Raw genomic sequence first — 17219 nt, 5'->3', positions numbered from 1 at the left:
GTCAGGCCCCCGCTTTCTCGGCGGCTTTCAGCGCGCGCTTGAGATCGTCGATCAGGTCATCGGCATCTTCCAGGCCAATGGACAGGCGGATCGTGCCCTGCGTGATGCCCGCATCGGCCAGGGCCTCGTCGCTCATGCGGAAGTGCGTGGTGCTGGCCGGGTGGATCACCAGGCTGCGGCAGTCGCCCACGTTGGCCAGGTGGCTGAAAACCTTGAGGGTTTCGATGAACTTCTTGCCTTGCTCGCGGTTGCCCTTGAGGTCAAAGCTGAACACCGAGCCAGCGCCGCGTGGCAGCAGCTTTTGCGCCAGCGCGTGGCTCCCGTGCGATGCCAGCATGGGGTGGCCCACGCGCGATACAAAGGGTTGTGCTGCCAGAAACTCCACCACTTTTTCGGTGTTTCGCATGTGCTGCTGCATACGCAGGGGCAGGGTTTCGATGCCCTGCAGGATGAGCCAGGCGGTGTGCGGGCTCATGCAGGCGCCAAAGTCGCGCAGGCCCTCGCGGCGGGCGCGCAGCAGAAAGGCGCCCACGCTGCTTTCTTCGGTGAACACCATGTTGTGAAAACCGTCGTAGGGTTGGGTCAGCTCGGCAAACTTGCCGGCGGATTTCGGGCCATCCCAGTCAAAGCTGCCGCCGTCGACCACGATGCCGCCCACCACGGTGCCGTGGCCCGACAGGAACTTGGTGGCCGAGTGGTAGACCAGGTCTGCGCCATGCTCGAACGGCTTGATGAGCCAGGGCGAGGTGAGGGTGGAGTCCACCAGCAGCGGTACGCCGGCCTCGTGGGCTATTGAAGAAACGGTGGGGATGTCCAGCACCTCCAGGCCCGGGTTGCCCACGGTTTCGCCAAAGAACAGCTTGGTGTTGGGGCGCACGGCCGCGCGCCAGGCATCAATGTCGCCGGGCTTCACAAAGGTGGTTTCAATGCCGAAGCGGCTGAGGGTGTAGTGCAGCAGGTTCTGCGAGCCACCATACAGCGCCGTGCTGGCCACGATGTGGCTGCCAGCGCCCATCAGCGTGGCAACGGCCAGGTGCAGGGCAGCCTGGCCACTGGCCGTGGCCACCGAGCCAACGCCGCCTTCGAGTGCCGCCACACGTTGCTCCAACACGGCATTGGTGGGGTTGCTGATGCGGCTGTAGACATGGCCCGGACGTTCGAGGTTGAACAGCGAGGCGGCGTGGTCGCTCGATTCAAAAACGAACGAGGTGGTCAGGTGGATGGGCACGGCACGCGCGCCGGTGGCGGGGTCGGGCGAGGCGCCTGCGTGCAGCGCCAGCGTGTCAAAGCCGGGGTCGGAGTAACCGGGCATCTTGTGTCTCCAAGGTTGTCTGTGCAGCCGGGCATTGTGGGCTATATTTGCCGTGAATCAGCCTGTTGCGCCCAGCGCGCCCTCGGAGACAACACCATGAAAGTCAGCGACATCCTTCGCGTCAAGGGGAACACCCTCTACACCGTGACACCGGACGAACCCCTTGCCGTTGCCTTGAGCGTGATGGCTGAAAAAGACATCGGCTCGCTGGTGGTGATGGAGCTGGGCGACCTGGTGGGCATGCTCACCTTCCGCGAAGTGATCCAGGCCACCGTGCGCAACGGCGGCAGCGTGGGTGCCCTGCGCGTACGCTCGGCCATGGACGACCATCCCCTGACCTGCACGCTCGAAACCGACATGGACGAGGTGCGCCGCATGATGCTCGATCGCCACGCGCGCTACATGCCGGTGATGGACAAGAAAATGCTCATGGGCGTGGTCAGCTTCTACGACGTGGCCAAGGCCGTGGTGGACAGCCAGAATTTCGAGAACAAGATGCTCAAGGCCTACATCCGCGACTGGCCGGAGGAAAAGACAACCCCCTGAGGCGACAACCCCTCAGTCGCCTTCGGCGCCTTCCCCCTTCTCTCGCATTGCTGCGCAACGCGGAAAGGGGGACGCCACCTGCGCGGCGGGGCGGCCCTTGCGCGGTGGCTCTGGCCTGGGCCGCGCGGGCGCAGGCGGTGGGGGCTTTTCTCGTGCGCTGTGTCTTTGCGTGGGTGGTCGTCTGGGATAATCCGGCGCCATGAGCGGCAACACCTTCGGTACCTTATTCGCAGTCACCAATTTTGGTGAATCCCACGGCCCGGCCATTGGCTGCGTGATCGACGGCTGCCCGCCCGGCATGCCGCTTGCCGAGGCCGATATCCAGGCCGACCTCGACCGTCGCCGCCCCGGCACCAGTCGGCACGTCACGCAGAGGAGCGAGCCCGATGCGGTCGAAATTCTTTCCGGCGTCTACGAGGGCAAGACCACCGGCACGCCGATTGCCCTGCTGATCCGCAACACCGACCAGCGCAGCAAGGACTACAGCAACATCGCCGAGAGCTTTCGGCCCGGCCATGCCGATTACACCTACTGGCACAAATACGGCATTCGCGACCCGCGCGGTGGCGGCCGCTCTTCAGCGCGCCTGACAGCGCCCACGGTGGCCGCGGGTGCCGTGGCCAAGAAGTGGCTGGCACAGCAATACGGCGCCCAGTTTCGTGCCTGCATGACGCAGCTCGGCGAGCTGGCCATCCCGTTCGAGGGCTGGGAGCATGTGCGCAACAATCCGTTTTTTGCACCAGTGGCCGATGTCGCGCAGTACGAGGACTACATGGATGCGCTGCGCAAGGCCGGCGACTCGTGCGGCGCACGCATCCGCGTGCAGGCCACGGGCGTGCCGGTGGGGCTGGGCGAGCCCTTGTTCGACAAGCTCGACGCCGACATCGCCTACGCCATGATGGGCCTGAACGCCGTGAAGGGCGTGGAGATTGGCGCCGGCTTTGCCAGCGTGGCCCAGCGCGGCACCGTGCACGGCGATTCCATGAGCCCGGAAGGCTTTCGCAGCAACAACGCGGGTGGCGTGCTCGGCGGCATCAGCACCGGACAAGACCTGGAAGTGAGCATTGCCATCAAGCCCACCAGCTCCATCATCAGCCCGCGCGAGTCGATTGACATCCACGGCCACAGCGCCGAGGTCATCACCAAGGGGCGCCACGACCCCTGCGTGGGCATTCGCGCCGCGCCCATTGCCGAGGCCTTGCTGGCGCTGGTGGTGATGGACCACGCGTTGCGCCACCGCGCCCAGTGCGCCGATGTGGTGGCCAACGTGGCGCCCATCCGGGCCTCTTTCCTTTAAGGGCTCCGGTGGCCCGTTTGCCTGCGATGGCACGGGGATTATCGCGCCGGGGCCTGGGCACCGCCTTTGCCCTGGGCATGCTGGCGGCCCTGGCGGGTTGTGCCGCCGTGGCACCGGCGGCGCAGCACATCGACATCACGCTGATCGGTTTCAACGACCTGCACGGCCATCTGGAGCCGCCCCGCCTGGTGGTGCGCGTGCCGGGGCCTGACGGTGCTGTTGCCGTGCCGGCCGGTGGCGCGGCCTATCTGGCCAGCGCCATTGCGGCGCTCAAGGCCAGCAATCCGCACCACGCGGTGGTGTCTGCCGGTGACATGGTGGGGGCTTCGCCGCTGGTGTCGGCCCTGTTTCTGGACGAGCCCACCATCGAGGCCGTCAACCGCATGCAGATCGACTTCAACGCCGTGGGCAACCACGAGTTTGACCGTGGCTGGCGCGAGCTGCTACGGCTGCAGCATGGCGGTTGCGAGCAGTTCACTGTGCGCACGCCCTGCCAGATATCCCGTCCGTTTGAGGGCGCCCGCTTCGGTTTTCTGGCCGCCAACACCGTGCGCGAGGATGGTCAGACGCTGTTGCCACCCACGGGGCTCAAGCGGTTTCACGATGGGGGCGCCACGATTACCTTGGGGTTCATCGGTCTCACGCTTAAGGCCACCCCCACCATGGTGTCGCCCGTCGGCGTAGTCGGGCTGCGGTTCGAGGACGAGGCCGCCACTGCCAACGCGCTGGTGCCGCAGTTGCGCGCCCAGGGCGCCGATGTCATCGTGGTGGTGATCCACGAGGGCGGAGGCACCGCGGCCGGCATCACCGAGACCAGTTGCGCGGGGCTCAGCGGCGACATCGTGCCCATCCTTGAGCGGCTGGACCCGGCGATCGACGTAGTGGTGTCGGGCCACACCCATCGGGCCTATGTGTGCGACTACGCCAGCGTGAACCCGCAGCGCCCATTTCTGCTGACCAGCGCGGGCCTGTATGGCACGCTGGTGACCGACATTGCCCTGCGCGTGGACACCCGCACACGCCGCGTGGTGCGCAAGGCGGAGCGCCAGGTCATCGTGCAGGGCGAAGGGTTCACGGGCCCGCAGGGCCGTGTGGACACGAGCGCCGTTGTGCCCGTGTTTCCCGTCGACACCGGTGTGCAGCAGTTGGTGGCCACTTACCATGCGGCGGCCGTGCCGCTGGCCCAGCGGCCCGTGGGGCAGGTCACCGCTGCCATCCTGCGGCAACCCGGCCCGTCGCTCGAATCGCCGCTGGGCAACCTGATTGCCGATGCCCAGCTGCATGCGACGCGCCTACCCGGGCAGGGCGGGGCGCAGATATCCTTCATGAACCCCGGCGGTGTGCGCGCCGACCTGGTGCCCGACGAGCAGGGGCTGGTGCGCTACGGGCAGTTGTTTGCCGTGCAACCCTTTGGCAACCACCTGGTCGTCAAGACCTTCACCGGGGCGCAGCTGCGTGCGGCGCTGGAGCAGCAGTTTGACAGTGGCACCAACACGCCCGAGCGGCCGCGCGTGCTGTCGGTGTCGGCGGGGTTTGGCTATTCCTACGACCTCTCGCGGCCCGCAGGTGCGCGCATCAGCCACATGGCGCTGCACGGCCAGCCACTGACCGATGAGGCCCGTGTGCGTGTCGCTATGAGCAACTACCTGGCGGGCGGTGGCGACAATTTCACGGTGTTTGCCCAAGTGCCGGACATGCTGGGCGGTGGCCAGGACCTGGACGCACTGGAGGCCTATTTCCGCGCCAGCAGCCCCGTGGCACCTCCGGCGACGAACCGCATTACCCGCATCACACGCAGCGCACCGGCCACGGGATCCAATCAATAAGGACAAAAAATGCCCCTGGCGCTTATGCATCAAGAGCCAGTAGCTCTATTTTTGATAGTGATTGGTGGCGGGAGGCAGGTGAGCCGCATGGCCGCCGTGCGGCCTGCTGGCGCCACCATCGGGTCATGATCTGCTATTTAATTAATAGCTGTATGCGCTTGATCGATAAGCGCTTGAGGCTAAAAAAGCTTTAAATCAGACGCGGATTACTTGCCAACCTCATCGACCATTGCGCGGAAATCGTCGATGTCTTCGAAGCTGCGGTACACGCTGGCAAAGCGGATGTAAGCCACCTTGTCGAGCTTCTTGAGCTCGCGCATGACCAGTTCGCCTATGTGGCTGGAAAGCACTTCACGTTGCCCCATGTTGAGCAGCTTTTCCTCGATGCGCTCAATGGAGCTGTCGATCTGGGTGGTGCTGACGGGCCGCTTGCGCAGAGCCAGATTGAACGAGGCCAGCAACTTGCTGCGCTCGTATTCAATGCGGCGGCCGTCTTTTTTGACCACCACCGGGAAGTTCACCTCGGGGCGCTCGTAGGTGGTAAATCGTTTTTCGCAGGCGCTGCACCGGCGCCGACGGCGAACAAAATCCCCCTCCTCAGACACCCGGGTTTCAACGACTTGCGTCTCTTGGTGGCTGCAGAAGGGGCACTTCATGGGGCAGTGCGCTGGGCTTAACCGTAAACAGGGAAACGGGCCGTCAACGCGTTGACCTTGGCACGCACGGCGGCGATGTTGGCCTCGTCGCGCGGGTTGTCCAGCACGTCGGCGATCAGGTGGGCCGTCATGCGCGCTTCTTCTTCCTTGAAACCGCGCGTGGTCATGGCGGGGGTGCCAATGCGCACGCCGCTGGTCACCATCGGCTTTTCAGGGTCGTTGGGGATGGCGTTCTTGTTGATGGTCATGTGGGCGGCGCCCAGCACGGCCTCGGCTTCCTTGCCGGTGATGCCCTTGGCGCGCAGGTCCACCAGCATCACGTGGCTTTGCGTGCCGCCGCTCACGATGCGCAGGCCGCGTGCGGTCAGCGTCTCGGCCACCACCTTGGCGTTCTTGGCCACTTGTTCCTGGTAGGCCTTGAACTCGGGCTGCAGCGCTTCCTTGAAAGCCACGGCCTTGGCCGCGATGACGTGCATCAGCGGGCCGCCCTGCAGGCCGGGGAAGATGGCGCTGTTGATGGCCTTTTCGTGCTGGGCCTTCATCAGGATGATGCCGCCACGGGGGCCGCGCAGGCTCTTGTGGGTGGTGGAAGTGACCACGTCAGCGTGCGGCACGGGGTTGGGGTAGACGCCGGCGGCAATCAGCCCGGCGTAGTGGGCCATGTCCACCATGAAGATGGCGCCGATTTCCTTGGCTATTCTTGCAAAGCGCTCGAAATCGATGTGCAGGCTGTAGGCCGAGGCACCGGCAATGATGAGCTTGGGCTTGTGTTCCCGTGCCTTGGCTTCCATCGCGTCGTAGTCAATGGCTTCCTGGGCGTTGAGTCCATAGGAGATGACGTTGAACCACTTGCCGGACATGTTCAGTGGCATGCCGTGTGTCAGGTGGCCGCCTTCGGCCAGGCTCATGCCCATGATAGTGTCGCCGGGCTTGAGGAATGCCAGGAATACCGCCTCGTTGGCGGATGCGCCGCAGTGGGGCTGCACGTTGGCGGCTTCGGCGCCGAAGATTTTCTTGACGCGGTCGATGGCCAGTTGCTCGGCCACGTCCACATGCTCGCAGCCACCGTAGTAGCGCTTGCCGGGGTAGCCTTCGGCGTATTTGTTGGTGAGTTGCGTGCCCTGAGCCCACATCACTGCGGGGGAGGCGTAGTTCTCGCTGGCGATGAGCTCAATGTGATGCTCTTGCCGGGCGTTTTCAGCCTGGATGGCAGCAAACAGCTCGGGATCGGTTTGTTCGACAAGAATATTGCGGTCGTACATGATTGGCAGTCCTATGAACTTGTGTCCCTTGAAACAAGGGCTGCCCAGGCGAACGGCGGAACGCAGAAGGCCCTGAGCCTTTGCGGCACGCTCCCTAGTGGTTCACAAGAGGCATGCCCTTGCCGGTTTCCACGTCAGCGGCGGCACCTTGTGGGGAGCCGCGCCTATCGCCAGTCGCGTACGCCTCTAGTGTAGCTGACCGGCGCCTCATCACTCGATGGGATGCCCGTTTTCAAAGACCTTAAAGCAGCGCGAGCTTGTCGCCTGCGGCTTCGGGGGCATCGGCGGGCGCGACAACCGGTACGGTGCGGGCCGGGGCCTGGGTCGACAGGGTCGCGGGCGGGTTCATGGGAGTGGATCGTCCGCCAGCGACTTGGCGCAGCCGGAAATGCTCGGCCAGCACCTTGGCGGTGTATCCGCCGTCATCGGGCAGATTGGCTGCGCCCACGTAATAGCGCAGCCCGCCTTCCACCGAACCAGCCCGGGCTATGCATTCCTGAAGCACCTTCACACCGACGCGCAGGTTGGTGACCGGATCGAACGCTGCAAAGTGACCGCCAAAGTTTTCGTACTTGTCGGTGTGAACCCGCGTCATCACCTGCATCAGGCCCTGGGCGCCCACGGAACTCTGGGCAAAGGGGTTGAAGCTGGATTCGATGGCCATGATGGCCAGGATCAGGGTCGGATCGATCTTGGTGCGTGCGCCGGTTTCATAAGCTTCAGCCACCAGTGCGCTCAGGGGTTCTGGCGCAACGCGGTATTTCTTGCTCAGCCAGTAAGCCACCGCAGCCTGCTCTTTTGGCAGGTCCTTGGGGTTGCTGGCAGTGGCGCGTTCGATGGCACCCAGCTCTACTGGCATTTCCAGCAGGGCCACCTGACGGGACTGCAGCCAGTCCATCAGATGCGCCTCGCCCGCCTGGCGCAGGTCGGGGCGGGCCGTAAGGGTCAAAACAACAAAGGCAACGGCCAGCCCGATGAGGGCAAAACTGTTGTGGGTGATTTCAAGGAAACCTTCGGTCACGTCGGCCACGAAGGTCCGTACGCCGGAGACTATTTTTCCTGACGCTGTCATAGCTCTTCCTTTCTGAAGCGACGCCTGCTTGCGATACCGTCGTCAACGACAGCATCGGCTCAGGGAGTCACCTGGATTGGTACGCCATCAATTCCGTGCTTCGTTCATGACTCGAGCGATGAATTGACTTAGCCGGGTTCGGCAGCGGGTTGGGGTTTTTACTAGCCCTGTTGGGGGCTGGCGGATTCTAGGAGGTCACTTAATGCCAAGTCAATACTAACAAAGTTATTCAAAATACATAATTGTTATGATAAAGCTGTAAAAAACCTCAGTAAAGCGCCTATTTTTGCAATTTCGGCTGGCTTGGAAGCGCTTGTTCTGTGACCCCTGTGTGTCAATTTCAATCGCGGTCTTGTGAGCCATTGAGAATGCAATTTGAGTTGGGCCAGTGAGTTTGGTAAGGTTGCGTTGCCTGTCGATTTCAGGCATCGCCAGACAAAGCAAAGTCTCCCGCTGAAGGCATGCAGTGCCCAGGTGCAGCAGATGCAGCTTTTATGGCAAACCTTGGAGGCAATACCTTGTCTCCTCGCAATGTGGACTTTCAACTCCAGATTGCGAACCGATGGCAAAGACCGTTGCGTCAGCCGTCAAGCCCGGTGGGCAGGCCATGAGGTCTGTCAACCGGGCTTTCTTGTTGGTGCATCCGTGCCGGGTGTTGTGTCTGTGTTTTGGCCGGTTGCAGGGGCCAGTTCGCCGGTTGCATATATATAGGGATAATGGGCGATGTTCTCCATGGCTGGCCTCGTTGCGCCGGGAGAGTGGATTTCATCAACCGACCTGCCCGTGTCAGTCGATCTGACCAGCTTGCGCCAGATCATTTCTTGATGCTTGGCCCGACGCCATGGCGTGGTCTTTTGCTGGAACCCGGTGAAAATGGCACTCCCGCTCGCAAGCGCTCACGCATGTGGCCGCAGCGTCCAGCTTTCCCACAAGTGGCTTGTCCGGTCCTCTCATTCATTGGATCCATGTTTCCTTTTTTTTCTCGCAGCAAAATGTCCGACGCACCTGAAGTGAATCCGGCCCCGGCCAAAACCCAAGAGTCGCATCCCCTGGATGCGCTGACTGGTGGCGCTTTCTCGGCCGCCACGTCAAGTGAGCGGGCTTCCCGCATCCGTGACTGGCTCGCCACCCAGCCGGCGCCCGAGCAACTGCAAGAGGTTTTCAAGGAACTGAGCGGGCGCGACAAGGGGGCTGCACGCGCGGTACGCGAACGGCTGGATGAAATCCGCCGCGCCAAAGGACAGGAGGCCATTGCGGCCGAGTGGGCCGAGAAAGCCCAGGCATTGCTGGCGGCTCCCAAGCTCAACATTGCCGACGCCTTGGCGTGGCAGCGCGATGCGGCCAAGGCGGGCGCGCCCCTTTCGCGCGAACCTCTTTCGCTGCTCAAGGTGCAGGTCGCCGATCGCGTGAAGGTGATCGAAGACCTGCAGCACCGTGTGCAGGTGCAGCGAGAAGCCGCCGTGCTGTTGGCCCAACGCATCGAGGTGCTTTCCACCAAGTCCTGGAAAGATGCGCATGCTGCGTTGGAATTGCTGCGTGCCGACGTTGCGCGCTGGCAGGAGCAAGCCCAGGAGTTGACCGGAGACGCCAGCTGGGTCAGCGTGGAGGCGCGCTTTCCGCCACTGCTGGAGGCCTCGCGCACACAGTTGCTGGTGGTGTGGGACGCCTTCCAGCCCGCCGTGGCGCAAGCCGCTGCGGCTGCCGAGGACGCGGCTGCCCCATTGCCGCCCGTACCCGTGTGGGCCGATGAATTGCGTGTTGTGCGCGGGCTGCCAACTGAGGCGGCTGCCGCAGTCGCTGCCAAGCCCGCCCGAGTGGTCAAGCCCAAGGTCGCACCTGAGGTGGTTGAAAAGGCCGTGCAAGTCGTGCGCGAAGCCCTGGCAACGCTGGAAAAGGAAACCGCCGAAGGGCATGGCAAGGCCAGTGCGGGCGCTGCTGCGGCACTGCGCGCCGTGCTGAAGGTCCATGGCAAGCACATTGACTCCGCGCTGGAGCACCAGGTGCACGCTGCCCTGGTGGCTGCGGGTGAGCTGGAAGGCTGGCAGCGCTGGAGTGCAGACCAGGTCCGTGAAGACTTGGTGGCCAAGGCAGAAGCCCTGCTGCATCGTCCTGACGGTCAGGCGTTGGGTGGCCGCAAGATGCAGGAGTCACTGCGCCAGTTGCGCGAACAGTGGAAGCAGTCGGATCAGGGCGGTGCAGCCAACCACGGCTTGTGGAAAAAGTTTGATGAGGCGTGCAATGCCGCGCACAAGGTGGTGGAAGCCTGGCTCGAAAAGATCCGCACCGAAGCTGCCGAGCACAAGGCCCAGCGCATGGCCCTGATCGAAGAGGTCAAGGCCTGGGCGCAAGAGCATGCCGCCTCTGGTGACTGGAAGGCCATCAACCGCGCACTGCACCAGTTTGGCGACCGTTGGCGTGAAGGCGGTCATGTCGGCGAAAAGATCTTTGCCGAACTGCAGCCGCTTTGGAAGCAGACCATTTCCGCTGCCGCCGCACCGCTGGAGAACGCACAAAAAGAGAGCCTTGCCCGTCGCCACGCCATGATTGATGAAGCGGTGGCACTGGGCGCTGCTCCCACGCTGCGCATTGATGCGGTCAAAGCCTTGCAGCAGCGCTGGCAGGCCGAAGCCCAGACCGTGCCATTGGACCGCAAGCATGAGCAAAAGCTGTGGGATGCCTTCCGCAAGCCGATTGACGAAGCCTTCAACCGCAAATCGGCAGACCGCGAAAAGGCTGTGACTGAACTGAGTGCGCGTGATCGGGTGGTGCTGGAGGCCTCCAAGGCGCTGGAAGCGGCCAATGCCAGCGGCGATGTGCAGCAAATTCGCTCGGCCATGCAGGCACTGGAGGCCGCACTGCACGGGCAGGCGCAGGCGGCACAGGCTGTGGCGTCGGCACAGAGCAACGAGCCAAATCAGCTTCAAGCGAACAATCCAGCAGCGATTGATGCTCCTGAAAATGTAGCGCCTGATGCTTCCTCGGAAGGTTCCGAAGAAGCTCCTGCTCCCGTCCCTGTTGCGCCCAAGCCGGCTGCGCGTCCGGTGGTAGCGGTGCGTGGCGATGACCGCCCAGGCATGAAGAAAGATGCACCCGCAGCGCCAGGTCGCGGCGGGCGCCCCGGCGATCGCCGCGATGGCCGTGGTGATCGCGATGCAGGCCGTGGCCCGCGTGCGGACGGCCATTTTGGTGATCGCAATGACCGTGGCGGCCGCTTCGGTGATCGTCCCGCTTACGAAGACCGCGGACCGCGCCTGGGTGACACGGCTTTCCGTGCCCAGCGCGACGCCATGGAACACGCACAGCTCGCGCTCAAGAAGCTGGCGGCGCAGGCCCACGGTGAAGCGCTGACGCAACTGCTGACAGCGTGGGAAAAGCGCGACGCGGCGCTGTTGCCAAGCACACAGGAGCTGGGTGGCCGGGTGACAGGGGCCGTGCGTGGCGCATGGGCGCAGGCGTTGTCTGCCCCCGCAGCCGGCGACGCAGCCGAAGCCTTGCTCCGGCTGGAGATGGCAGCCGAAGCGCCAACCCCGGCAGAACACATCGACGCCCGCCGTTTCTTGCAATTGCAATTGCTCACCCGGCGCAACGATCCTGCGCCCGCCCAGACCTGGGGTCAAGATGCTGCGCGTGTGCTTGCCAGTGCCAATCACCCCGCCAGTGCGCGACGTCTGCAGAACGTACTGAAAACACTGCTGCGCAAGTGAGCGCATGACCACCGCATTGCAGATACGTCCCTTTGAAGCGGGGGACGAGTCTGCTACGGTGGCACTCTGACGCGACTGCGGCTTGCTGCGCCCGTGGAATGACCCCCACAAAGATATTGCGCGCAAGCAGGCCGTGCAGCCCGGGCTTTTTCTGGTGGCTCTGCTCCAGGGGCGGGTTCGGGAGAACGTGCTCGTCGGGACCGCCATGGGCGGCTATGACGGCCATCGCGGCTCGGTCTATTACCTGGCAGTGGCGCCAGGCAGGCAGCGGCTTGCCATTGGCCGCAGCCTCATGGAGCGGGTCGAGCAGCGATTGCTGGCGATGGGCTGCCCAAAGATCAATGTGCTGGTGCGCACCACCAATGTGCAGGTGATAGCGTTCTATGAAAAGCTGGGCTACGCCAGGGACGATGCCTTCAGTCTGGGCAAGCGCCTAATTCCCGACCTTTGAGTTCTTGTGCTCTGGATGGCAATGGGCTGACCGCCAATGGTGGCGGCCAAAACGAAAAAACCCGTTGCAATTGCAACGGGTTTTTTTGTGTTTTGGTGCCCAGAAGAGGACTCGAACCTCCACGATGTTACTCGCTAGTACCTGAAACTAGTGCGTCTACCAATTCCGCCACCTGGGCATTTCAGGAAAGTCTAAGATTGTATATCAAAAAAACCACCCCCGACGCACCCGCTGCGCATCTGTCCGACGAGATTGAAGGCAGCGTTCAGGGGCACCGTGATGGCCATGGATTTGTCATTCGCGACGATGGCCAAGGCGACATTTTCATCCCCCCCAATGAGATGCGCGCCGTGCTGCACAAAGACCGTGTGCGTGTGCGCATCGTGCGCCAGGACCGCCGCGGCCGTCCCGAGGGGCGCGTGGTGGAAATCATCGAGCGCCCGCCGCAGCCGCTGATCGGCCGATTGCTCCAGGAAAGCGGCGTCTGGCTGGTGGCTCCTGAAGACAAGCGTTATGGGCAGGATGTGCTGATTCCCAAGGGGGCCACCGGCGCGGCCAAGCCGGGGCAGGTGGTGGTGGTCGAGTTGACCGAGCCCCCCGCGCTGTTTGGTCAGCCCGTGGGGCGCATCACCGAGGTGCTTGGCGAGGTGGACGACCCGGGCATGGAGATTGAAATCGCGGTGCGCAAATATGGTGTGCCGCACGAGTTCTCTGCCGAATGCCTGGCGCAAGCGAAAGAGCTGCCCGACAAGGTGCGCGCGCAGGACAAGAGGCACCGTGTGGACCTGACCGACGTGCCCCTGGTCACCATCGACGGCGAAGACGCCCGCGATTTCGACGACGCGGTCTATTGCGAGCCTGCCAAGGTGGGGCGCAGCAAGGGCTGGCGCCTGCTGGTGGCCATTGCCGATGTGAGCCACTATGTGGAGACCGGCAGCGCCATCGACATTGACGCTTACGACCGCGCCACCAGCGTTTACTTTCCGCGCCGCGTGATCCCCATGCTGCCCGAGAAGCTCAGCAACGGGCTCTGTTCTCTGAACCCCGAGGTGGAGCGCCTGTGCATGGTCTGCGACATGCTGGTGACTGCCAAGGGCGAGGTGCACGCGTACCAGTTCTACCCGGCCGTGATGTTCAGCCACGCACGCTTCACCTACACCGAGGTGGCGGCGATCCTGGCCAACACGCGCGGCCCCGAGGCTAGCAAGCGCAAGGACCGGGTCAAGGACCTGCTCAACCTGCACGACGTGTACCGCGCGCTGCTCATCGCACGCCAGGCGCGCGGCGCGGTAGATTTTGAAACCACCGAGACGCAGATTGTCTGCGACGAAAACGGCCGCATCGAAAAGATCGTGCCCCGCACGCGCAACGATGCGCACAAGCTCATCGAGGAAGCCATGCTGGCCGCCAATGTGTGCAGCGCCGATTTCATCGCGCAGGGCGGCCAGCCCGGCCTGTTCCGTGTGCACGAAGGCCCCACGCCCGAAAAACAGGAAATTCTGCGCGGCTACCTCAAGGCCATGGCGGTGGGCATGACGATTGGCGATAACCCCCATCCGTCAGAATTTCAGGCGATTGCCGAGGCCACCAAAGACCGGCCTGACGCGCAGCAGATCCACAACATGCTGCTGCGCTCCATGCAGCAGGCCATCTATACGCCGGTTAACAGTGGTCACTTCGGCCTGGCATTCGATGCCTATACGCACTTCACCAGCCCCATCCGGCGCTACCCCGACCTGCTGGTGCACCGTGTCATCAAGGCCATTCTGGGCAAGAGCAAATACAAGCTGCCCTCGCTGCCCACGCCAGGCGAAGCGCACGCCAAGCTGGCCAAGCGCCTGGCGGCCCGCGTGGCAGCGCCGGGCACCAAACCGCGCAAGGATGTGGTGCCGCCCAGCCGCGATACGCAGGCCTGGGAAGCCGCAGGCCTGCACTGCAGCGCCAACGAGCGCCGCGCCGACGAGGCCAGCCGCGATGTCGAGGCCTGGCTCAAGTGCAAATACATGCGCGAGCACCTGGGCGAAGAATATGGTGGCGTGGTCAGCGCGGCCACCAGTTTCGGCATCTTCGTGACGCTGGATGCGATGTATGTGGAAGGCCTGGTGCACATCACCGAACTGGGCGGCGAATACTTCAAGTTCGACGAGGCACGCCAGGAGCTGCGCGGTGAACGCACGGGCATCCGGTATTCGATTGGCACCCGGGTGCGCGTGCAGGTCAGCCGCGTGGATCTGGATGGACGCAAGATCGACTTCCGTCTGATACGAGAGGGCGATGAGCTGGTGGGCCGCGCACTCAAGGACAAGGGCGTGGCGCCGGAGTCCGCCGGTGCACGCAAGGCGGGTGGGCGCTCCGGCGACCGCAAGCGTGCCCAGGCGCCTGAGCCGTCGGCGACCGAGCGTGCCTCAATGACCCGGGAACAGGCTGCGCGCTCCCCCGGCAAGGCAAAGGCATCTGCCAAGAAGACTGCCTCCAGCGGCACCACCGGCAAAAGCAAGAGCCGCAAGCCGCGCCGCAGTTGAACCCCAGGTAGCCCACCGCGCTGCGGCGGTGTTTGAATTGCTGTATTATTAATAGCTGCTAGCGCTTTACCAATAAGGGCTAGCGGCTATTTTCATGCTTAAGTTTGGGTAATGTGTCGCGCCAGGGCACTGGCCGTCAGCTGGCGGCCTGCAGGCCAGCGATCGGCGGCAAGACCGTGCTGGTACACGGCTTGTGATGCAGCAGGCTGCGCTTCGGCGCCCGCTGCCAGGTGCGCGCCCACCATGCCCGCCAGCACGTCGCCTGTGCCAGCCGTGGCGAGCCGTGCGTTGCCGGTGGGGTTGACGGCTGGGGGGTATCCCGGTGCCGCGATCACGGTGCCAGAGCCCTTGAGCACGGCCACGCAATCGAACTGCTCTGCCAGCTGCTGTGCCGCGTTCAACCGGTTGGCCTGCACCTCGGCGGCGGACATGCCCAGCAGCCGCGCCGCTTCGAGGGGGTGGGGTGTCAGCACTGTAGGCAGCCCCCGCTCGGCGCGAGACACTACCTCCGCGCGCAGCGCGGCATCGGTTGCCAAGGCGTTGAGCGCATCGGCGTCCAGCACCAGCCGGGCGGCCCGTGCCAGCACGGCGGGCAGCACTGCGCGCACGGCCTCGCCACCGCCACAGCCGCACACCACCGTGAGCTGTTCCAGCGCCAGTGCGTCAAAGCGGCGAAACATCAACTCGGGCTGCGCCATATCGATGGCCATCTGGCCATCGTCGAGCAAGGCCACCAGCACCCGGCCCGCGCCGGCATGCAATGCGGCAGAGGCTGCGAGCAGCGCTGCGCCCGTCATGCCCAGCCCCCGCGCCGCCAAGCCTTCGCCGCCCACGATGGCCACATCACCGTAGCTGCCCTTGTGGCTGGCGTGGCTGCGCTGCGCGGGCAGGGCGGGGCCGACCAGCCATGCGCTGGGGGGCTCTGGTTCGGGGGAGACGCCCAGATCATCCAGCCACACGCTGCCCGCTCCGTCTCGCCCCGCGGCGGTGAACAGGCCGGGTTTGAGTGTCAGCAGGCTGAGCGTGTGGCGTGGTTTTGGTTGCTGCCTGGATATCGGCCCTGTCGGCAAGGCAAAGCCTGCAGCGAACTGGCCCGTGTCCGCATCCAGGCCCGAGGGCAGATCGACGGCCAGCACGGGGGCCGGGCTGTGCTGCAAGGCCACCAGCACGCCCAGCAGCCGGAGGTCTGGCGCGCGCGCTGGGGCGGCGGATGAGACGCCAATTCCCAGCAGGGCATCGATGCACAGGTCTGCGGCGGTCATGCCGGGGGGGGGCTTCATCGGCCCAGGTCACGCCCGCGTCCAGTGCGCGCTGCCACGACTGGCGGGTATCGGGGGGTGCGTGCTCCGGGGTGCCCAGCCAGGTCACCACCACCCGCCGTCCATCGCGCTGCAGGTGCATGGCTGCCTCCAGCCCGTCGCCACCATTGTTGCCGCGGCCGCAGGCAATCCACACGGTGCGCGCATGGGGCGCCAGCGCCTGCGCCAGCCGGGCCACCGCCAGGCCGGCGCGCTGCATGAGTGTGTGCGGCGGCAGGGCTGCAGCGGCCTGCTGCTCCATGCGCCGCGTGGCGGCCGTGTTGAACAGAGGGTGTGGCTGCTGGGGAGTGATGGGGTGCATGGGTGTGTTGGCCGGCGTCGGCCATAAGGGCGGACGGGCGTGTTAGGTTTTCGCTGGGGGTTGGTGGTCGTAGGCCAGCTCCATCCGGTAGGCCAAGCCGAGGAACAGCGATTGGGCGAGGCTGAGCGTGCTGGTAAGCGACCGAAAACCAAAAGTAGCACTGTCCTGCGCAATCAGGGTGGTGCTGGCGAGTGTGGCGAGCGGGCTCAGCTGGCTGTCGGTGATGGCCAGCAGCCGCGCTCCGCGTGCCACGGCTTCCTGCGCCAGTTCCAGGGTTTCCTGAGCATAAGGCTCAAACGACACGGCGACGAGCACGTCGCCGGGCGCCAGCGCGCGCAGCTCGCCCTGGTGCATGAACCCCAGCCCATGCAGCCAGTGCACTGGCTTGGCCGTGTGCTGCAGCGCATAGGCCAGGTAGGCGCCCACCGGAAACGCGCGCCGCGAGGCGGCCAGCCACAAGGCAGGGGCCTGCAGCATCAGCTCGACCGCTGCATCAAACTGCGGGTCCGGCAGATTGCGTTGCAGTGCCTGCAGGCTGTCGATGTTGCCGTCGATCACCTCGTGTGCCAACTGGGCGGCCGACCGTGTGCTCCCGCCAGGCACGATCAGCTCGCGGATGCGTTCCTGGTAGTTGCGATTGGGTGCCAGTTGGCGTACGGCCCCCGCGCGGAACAGGGCCTGCATCTCCGTATAGCCCGAAAAACCGAAATGCTTGGCAAACCGCACCAGGGCCGAGGGCTGCACGCCGCACTGCGCTGCCGTGGCCTGAACGCCGTCGAGCGCCAGCTGGTCGCGATGCTTTTCCACATAGCGCGCGATGGTCTTGAGCTGGCGACTCAGCGGCTCAAAGCCTGCGTGCACTACCGCCAGAAAAGCGTCGGCGTTCGGGTAGGGCGCGGCGGATGTACCAATGGAGGCGGCAATAGATAGTGTTTTTCTATTTTTCATTAA

The 17219-nt window shown here is 64.4% G+C and carries 11 protein-coding genes, 1 tRNA gene, 1 pseudogene and 1 riboswitch; of the genes and pseudogenes, 6 read left to right on the top strand and 7 right to left on the bottom strand.

The window, feature by feature from the left end; genetic code table 11:
- Position 1: 1 nt before the first annotated feature.
- Entirely contained in the window at positions 2–1312 is a 1311-nt protein-coding gene (locus B7Y64_RS04390) for an O-acetylhomoserine aminocarboxypropyltransferase (protein ID WP_291324250.1), read from the bottom strand.
- 96 nt (positions 1313–1408) lie between these two features.
- On the opposite strand from B7Y64_RS04390, the gene B7Y64_RS04385 reads away from it, so the two are divergent.
- The 3 genes from B7Y64_RS04385 to B7Y64_RS04375 all read left to right on the top strand — a co-directional run bounded on the left by B7Y64_RS04385 (position 1409) and on the right by B7Y64_RS04375 (position 4981).
- On the top strand, positions 1409–1858 hold the full coding sequence (locus B7Y64_RS04385; protein ID WP_291324251.1) for a CBS domain-containing protein: 450 nt from the start codon (positions 1409–1411) through the stop codon (positions 1856–1858).
- A 199-nt stretch (positions 1859–2057) separates the two neighbouring features.
- Positions 2058–3155, top strand: a complete 1098-nt coding sequence (gene aroC / locus B7Y64_RS04380) for a chorismate synthase (protein WP_291324252.1) — start codon at positions 2058–2060, stop codon at positions 3153–3155.
- Positions 3156–3232: 77 nt separating this feature from the next.
- Positions 3233–4981 (top strand): bifunctional metallophosphatase/5'-nucleotidase, encoded by a 1749-nt coding sequence (locus tag B7Y64_RS04375; RefSeq protein WP_291324271.1) that lies wholly within the window; start codon positions 3233–3235, stop codon positions 4979–4981.
- A 206-nt stretch (positions 4982–5187) separates the two neighbouring features.
- Here B7Y64_RS04375 and nrdR read toward each other — a convergent pair whose 3' ends face one another.
- The 3 genes from nrdR to B7Y64_RS04360 form a co-directional block, all read right to left on the bottom strand.
- A complete protein-coding gene (gene nrdR, locus B7Y64_RS04370) occupies positions 5188–5637 on the bottom strand; it encodes a transcriptional regulator NrdR (RefSeq protein WP_024814624.1) in 450 nt (149 codons plus the stop codon).
- Positions 5638–5654: 17 nt separating this feature from the next.
- Positions 5655–6899, bottom strand: a complete 1245-nt coding sequence (glyA, locus tag B7Y64_RS04365; RefSeq protein WP_291324253.1) for a serine hydroxymethyltransferase — start codon at positions 6897–6899, stop codon at positions 5655–5657.
- 35 nt (positions 6900–6934) lie between these two features.
- Positions 6935–7087, bottom strand: a riboswitch (ZMP/ZTP riboswitch).
- 53 nt (positions 7088–7140) lie between these two features.
- On the bottom strand, positions 7141–7971 hold the full coding sequence (locus tag B7Y64_RS04360; protein ID WP_111864468.1) for a lytic transglycosylase domain-containing protein: 831 nt from the start codon (positions 7969–7971) through the stop codon (positions 7141–7143).
- 965 nt (positions 7972–8936) lie between these two features.
- Here B7Y64_RS04360 and B7Y64_RS04355 point away from each other — a divergent pair.
- The gene (locus B7Y64_RS04355) at positions 8937–11675 is read left to right on the top strand and encodes a DUF349 domain-containing protein (RefSeq protein ID WP_291324254.1); all 2739 of its coding nucleotides are present in this window, start codon (positions 8937–8939) and stop codon (positions 11673–11675) included.
- Positions 11676–11757: 82 nt separating this feature from the next.
- Complete coding sequence (locus tag B7Y64_RS04350) at positions 11758–12126, top strand: GNAT family acetyltransferase (RefSeq protein WP_366444417.1); 369 nt, start codon at positions 11758–11760, stop codon at positions 12124–12126.
- Between the two features lie 93 nt (positions 12127–12219).
- Here B7Y64_RS04350 and B7Y64_RS04345 read toward each other — a convergent pair.
- Positions 12220–12304 (bottom strand) — tRNA-Leu (locus B7Y64_RS04345).
- 19 nt (positions 12305–12323) lie between these two features.
- Here B7Y64_RS04345 and rnr point away from each other — a divergent pair.
- Positions 12324–14648: a ribonuclease R gene (gene rnr / locus B7Y64_RS04340; RefSeq protein WP_291324255.1), complete on the top strand. Its 2325-nt coding sequence runs from the start codon at positions 12324–12326 to the stop codon at positions 14646–14648.
- Between the two features lie 98 nt (positions 14649–14746).
- On the opposite strand, the pseudogene B7Y64_RS04335 reads toward rnr, so the two are convergent.
- Positions 14747–16268 (bottom strand): annotated as a pseudogene (locus tag B7Y64_RS04335) (NAD(P)H-hydrate dehydratase).
- A gap of 42 nt (positions 16269–16310) precedes the next feature.
- Positions 16311–17216 (bottom strand): MurR/RpiR family transcriptional regulator, encoded by a 906-nt coding sequence (locus tag B7Y64_RS04330; RefSeq protein WP_291324256.1) that lies wholly within the window; start codon positions 17214–17216, stop codon positions 16311–16313.
- Positions 17217–17219: the final 3 nt, after the last annotated feature.

The sequence above is a fragment of the Acidovorax sp. 35-64-16 genome, assembly GCF_002281195.1.
Taxonomy (GTDB): domain Bacteria; phylum Pseudomonadota; class Gammaproteobacteria; order Burkholderiales; family Burkholderiaceae_C; genus Acidovorax; species Acidovorax defluvii.
The sequence above is the reverse complement of the archived record's forward strand: the minus strand, read 5'-3'. Positions and strand labels throughout refer to the sequence as shown.

Excerpts from the sequence above, each read along its gene's own strand:
- B7Y64_RS04390 (WP_291324250.1), bottom strand. The coding sequence starts at position 1,312 with ATGCCCGGTTACTCCGACCCCGGCTTTGACACGCTGGCGCTGCACGCA.
- B7Y64_RS04385 (WP_291324251.1), top strand. The coding sequence starts at position 1,409 with ATGAAAGTCAGCGACATCCTTCGCGTCAAGGGGAACACCCTCTACACC.
- aroC (WP_291324252.1), top strand. The coding sequence starts at position 2,058 with ATGAGCGGCAACACCTTCGGTACCTTATTCGCAGTCACCAATTTTGGT.
- B7Y64_RS04375 (WP_291324271.1), top strand. The coding sequence starts at position 3,233 with ATGCTGGCGGCCCTGGCGGGTTGTGCCGCCGTGGCACCGGCGGCGCAG.
- nrdR (WP_024814624.1), bottom strand. The coding sequence starts at position 5,637 with ATGAAGTGCCCCTTCTGCAGCCACCAAGAGACGCAAGTCGTTGAAACC.
- glyA (WP_291324253.1), bottom strand. The coding sequence starts at position 6,899 with ATGTACGACCGCAATATTCTTGTCGAACAAACCGATCCCGAGCTGTTT.
- B7Y64_RS04360 (WP_111864468.1), bottom strand. The coding sequence starts at position 7,971 with ATGACAGCGTCAGGAAAAATAGTCTCCGGCGTACGGACCTTCGTGGCC.
- B7Y64_RS04355 (WP_291324254.1), top strand. The coding sequence starts at position 8,937 with ATGTTTCCTTTTTTTTCTCGCAGCAAAATGTCCGACGCACCTGAAGTG.
- B7Y64_RS04330 (WP_291324256.1), bottom strand. The coding sequence starts at position 17,216 with ATGAAAAATAGAAAAACACTATCTATTGCCGCCTCCATTGGTACATCC.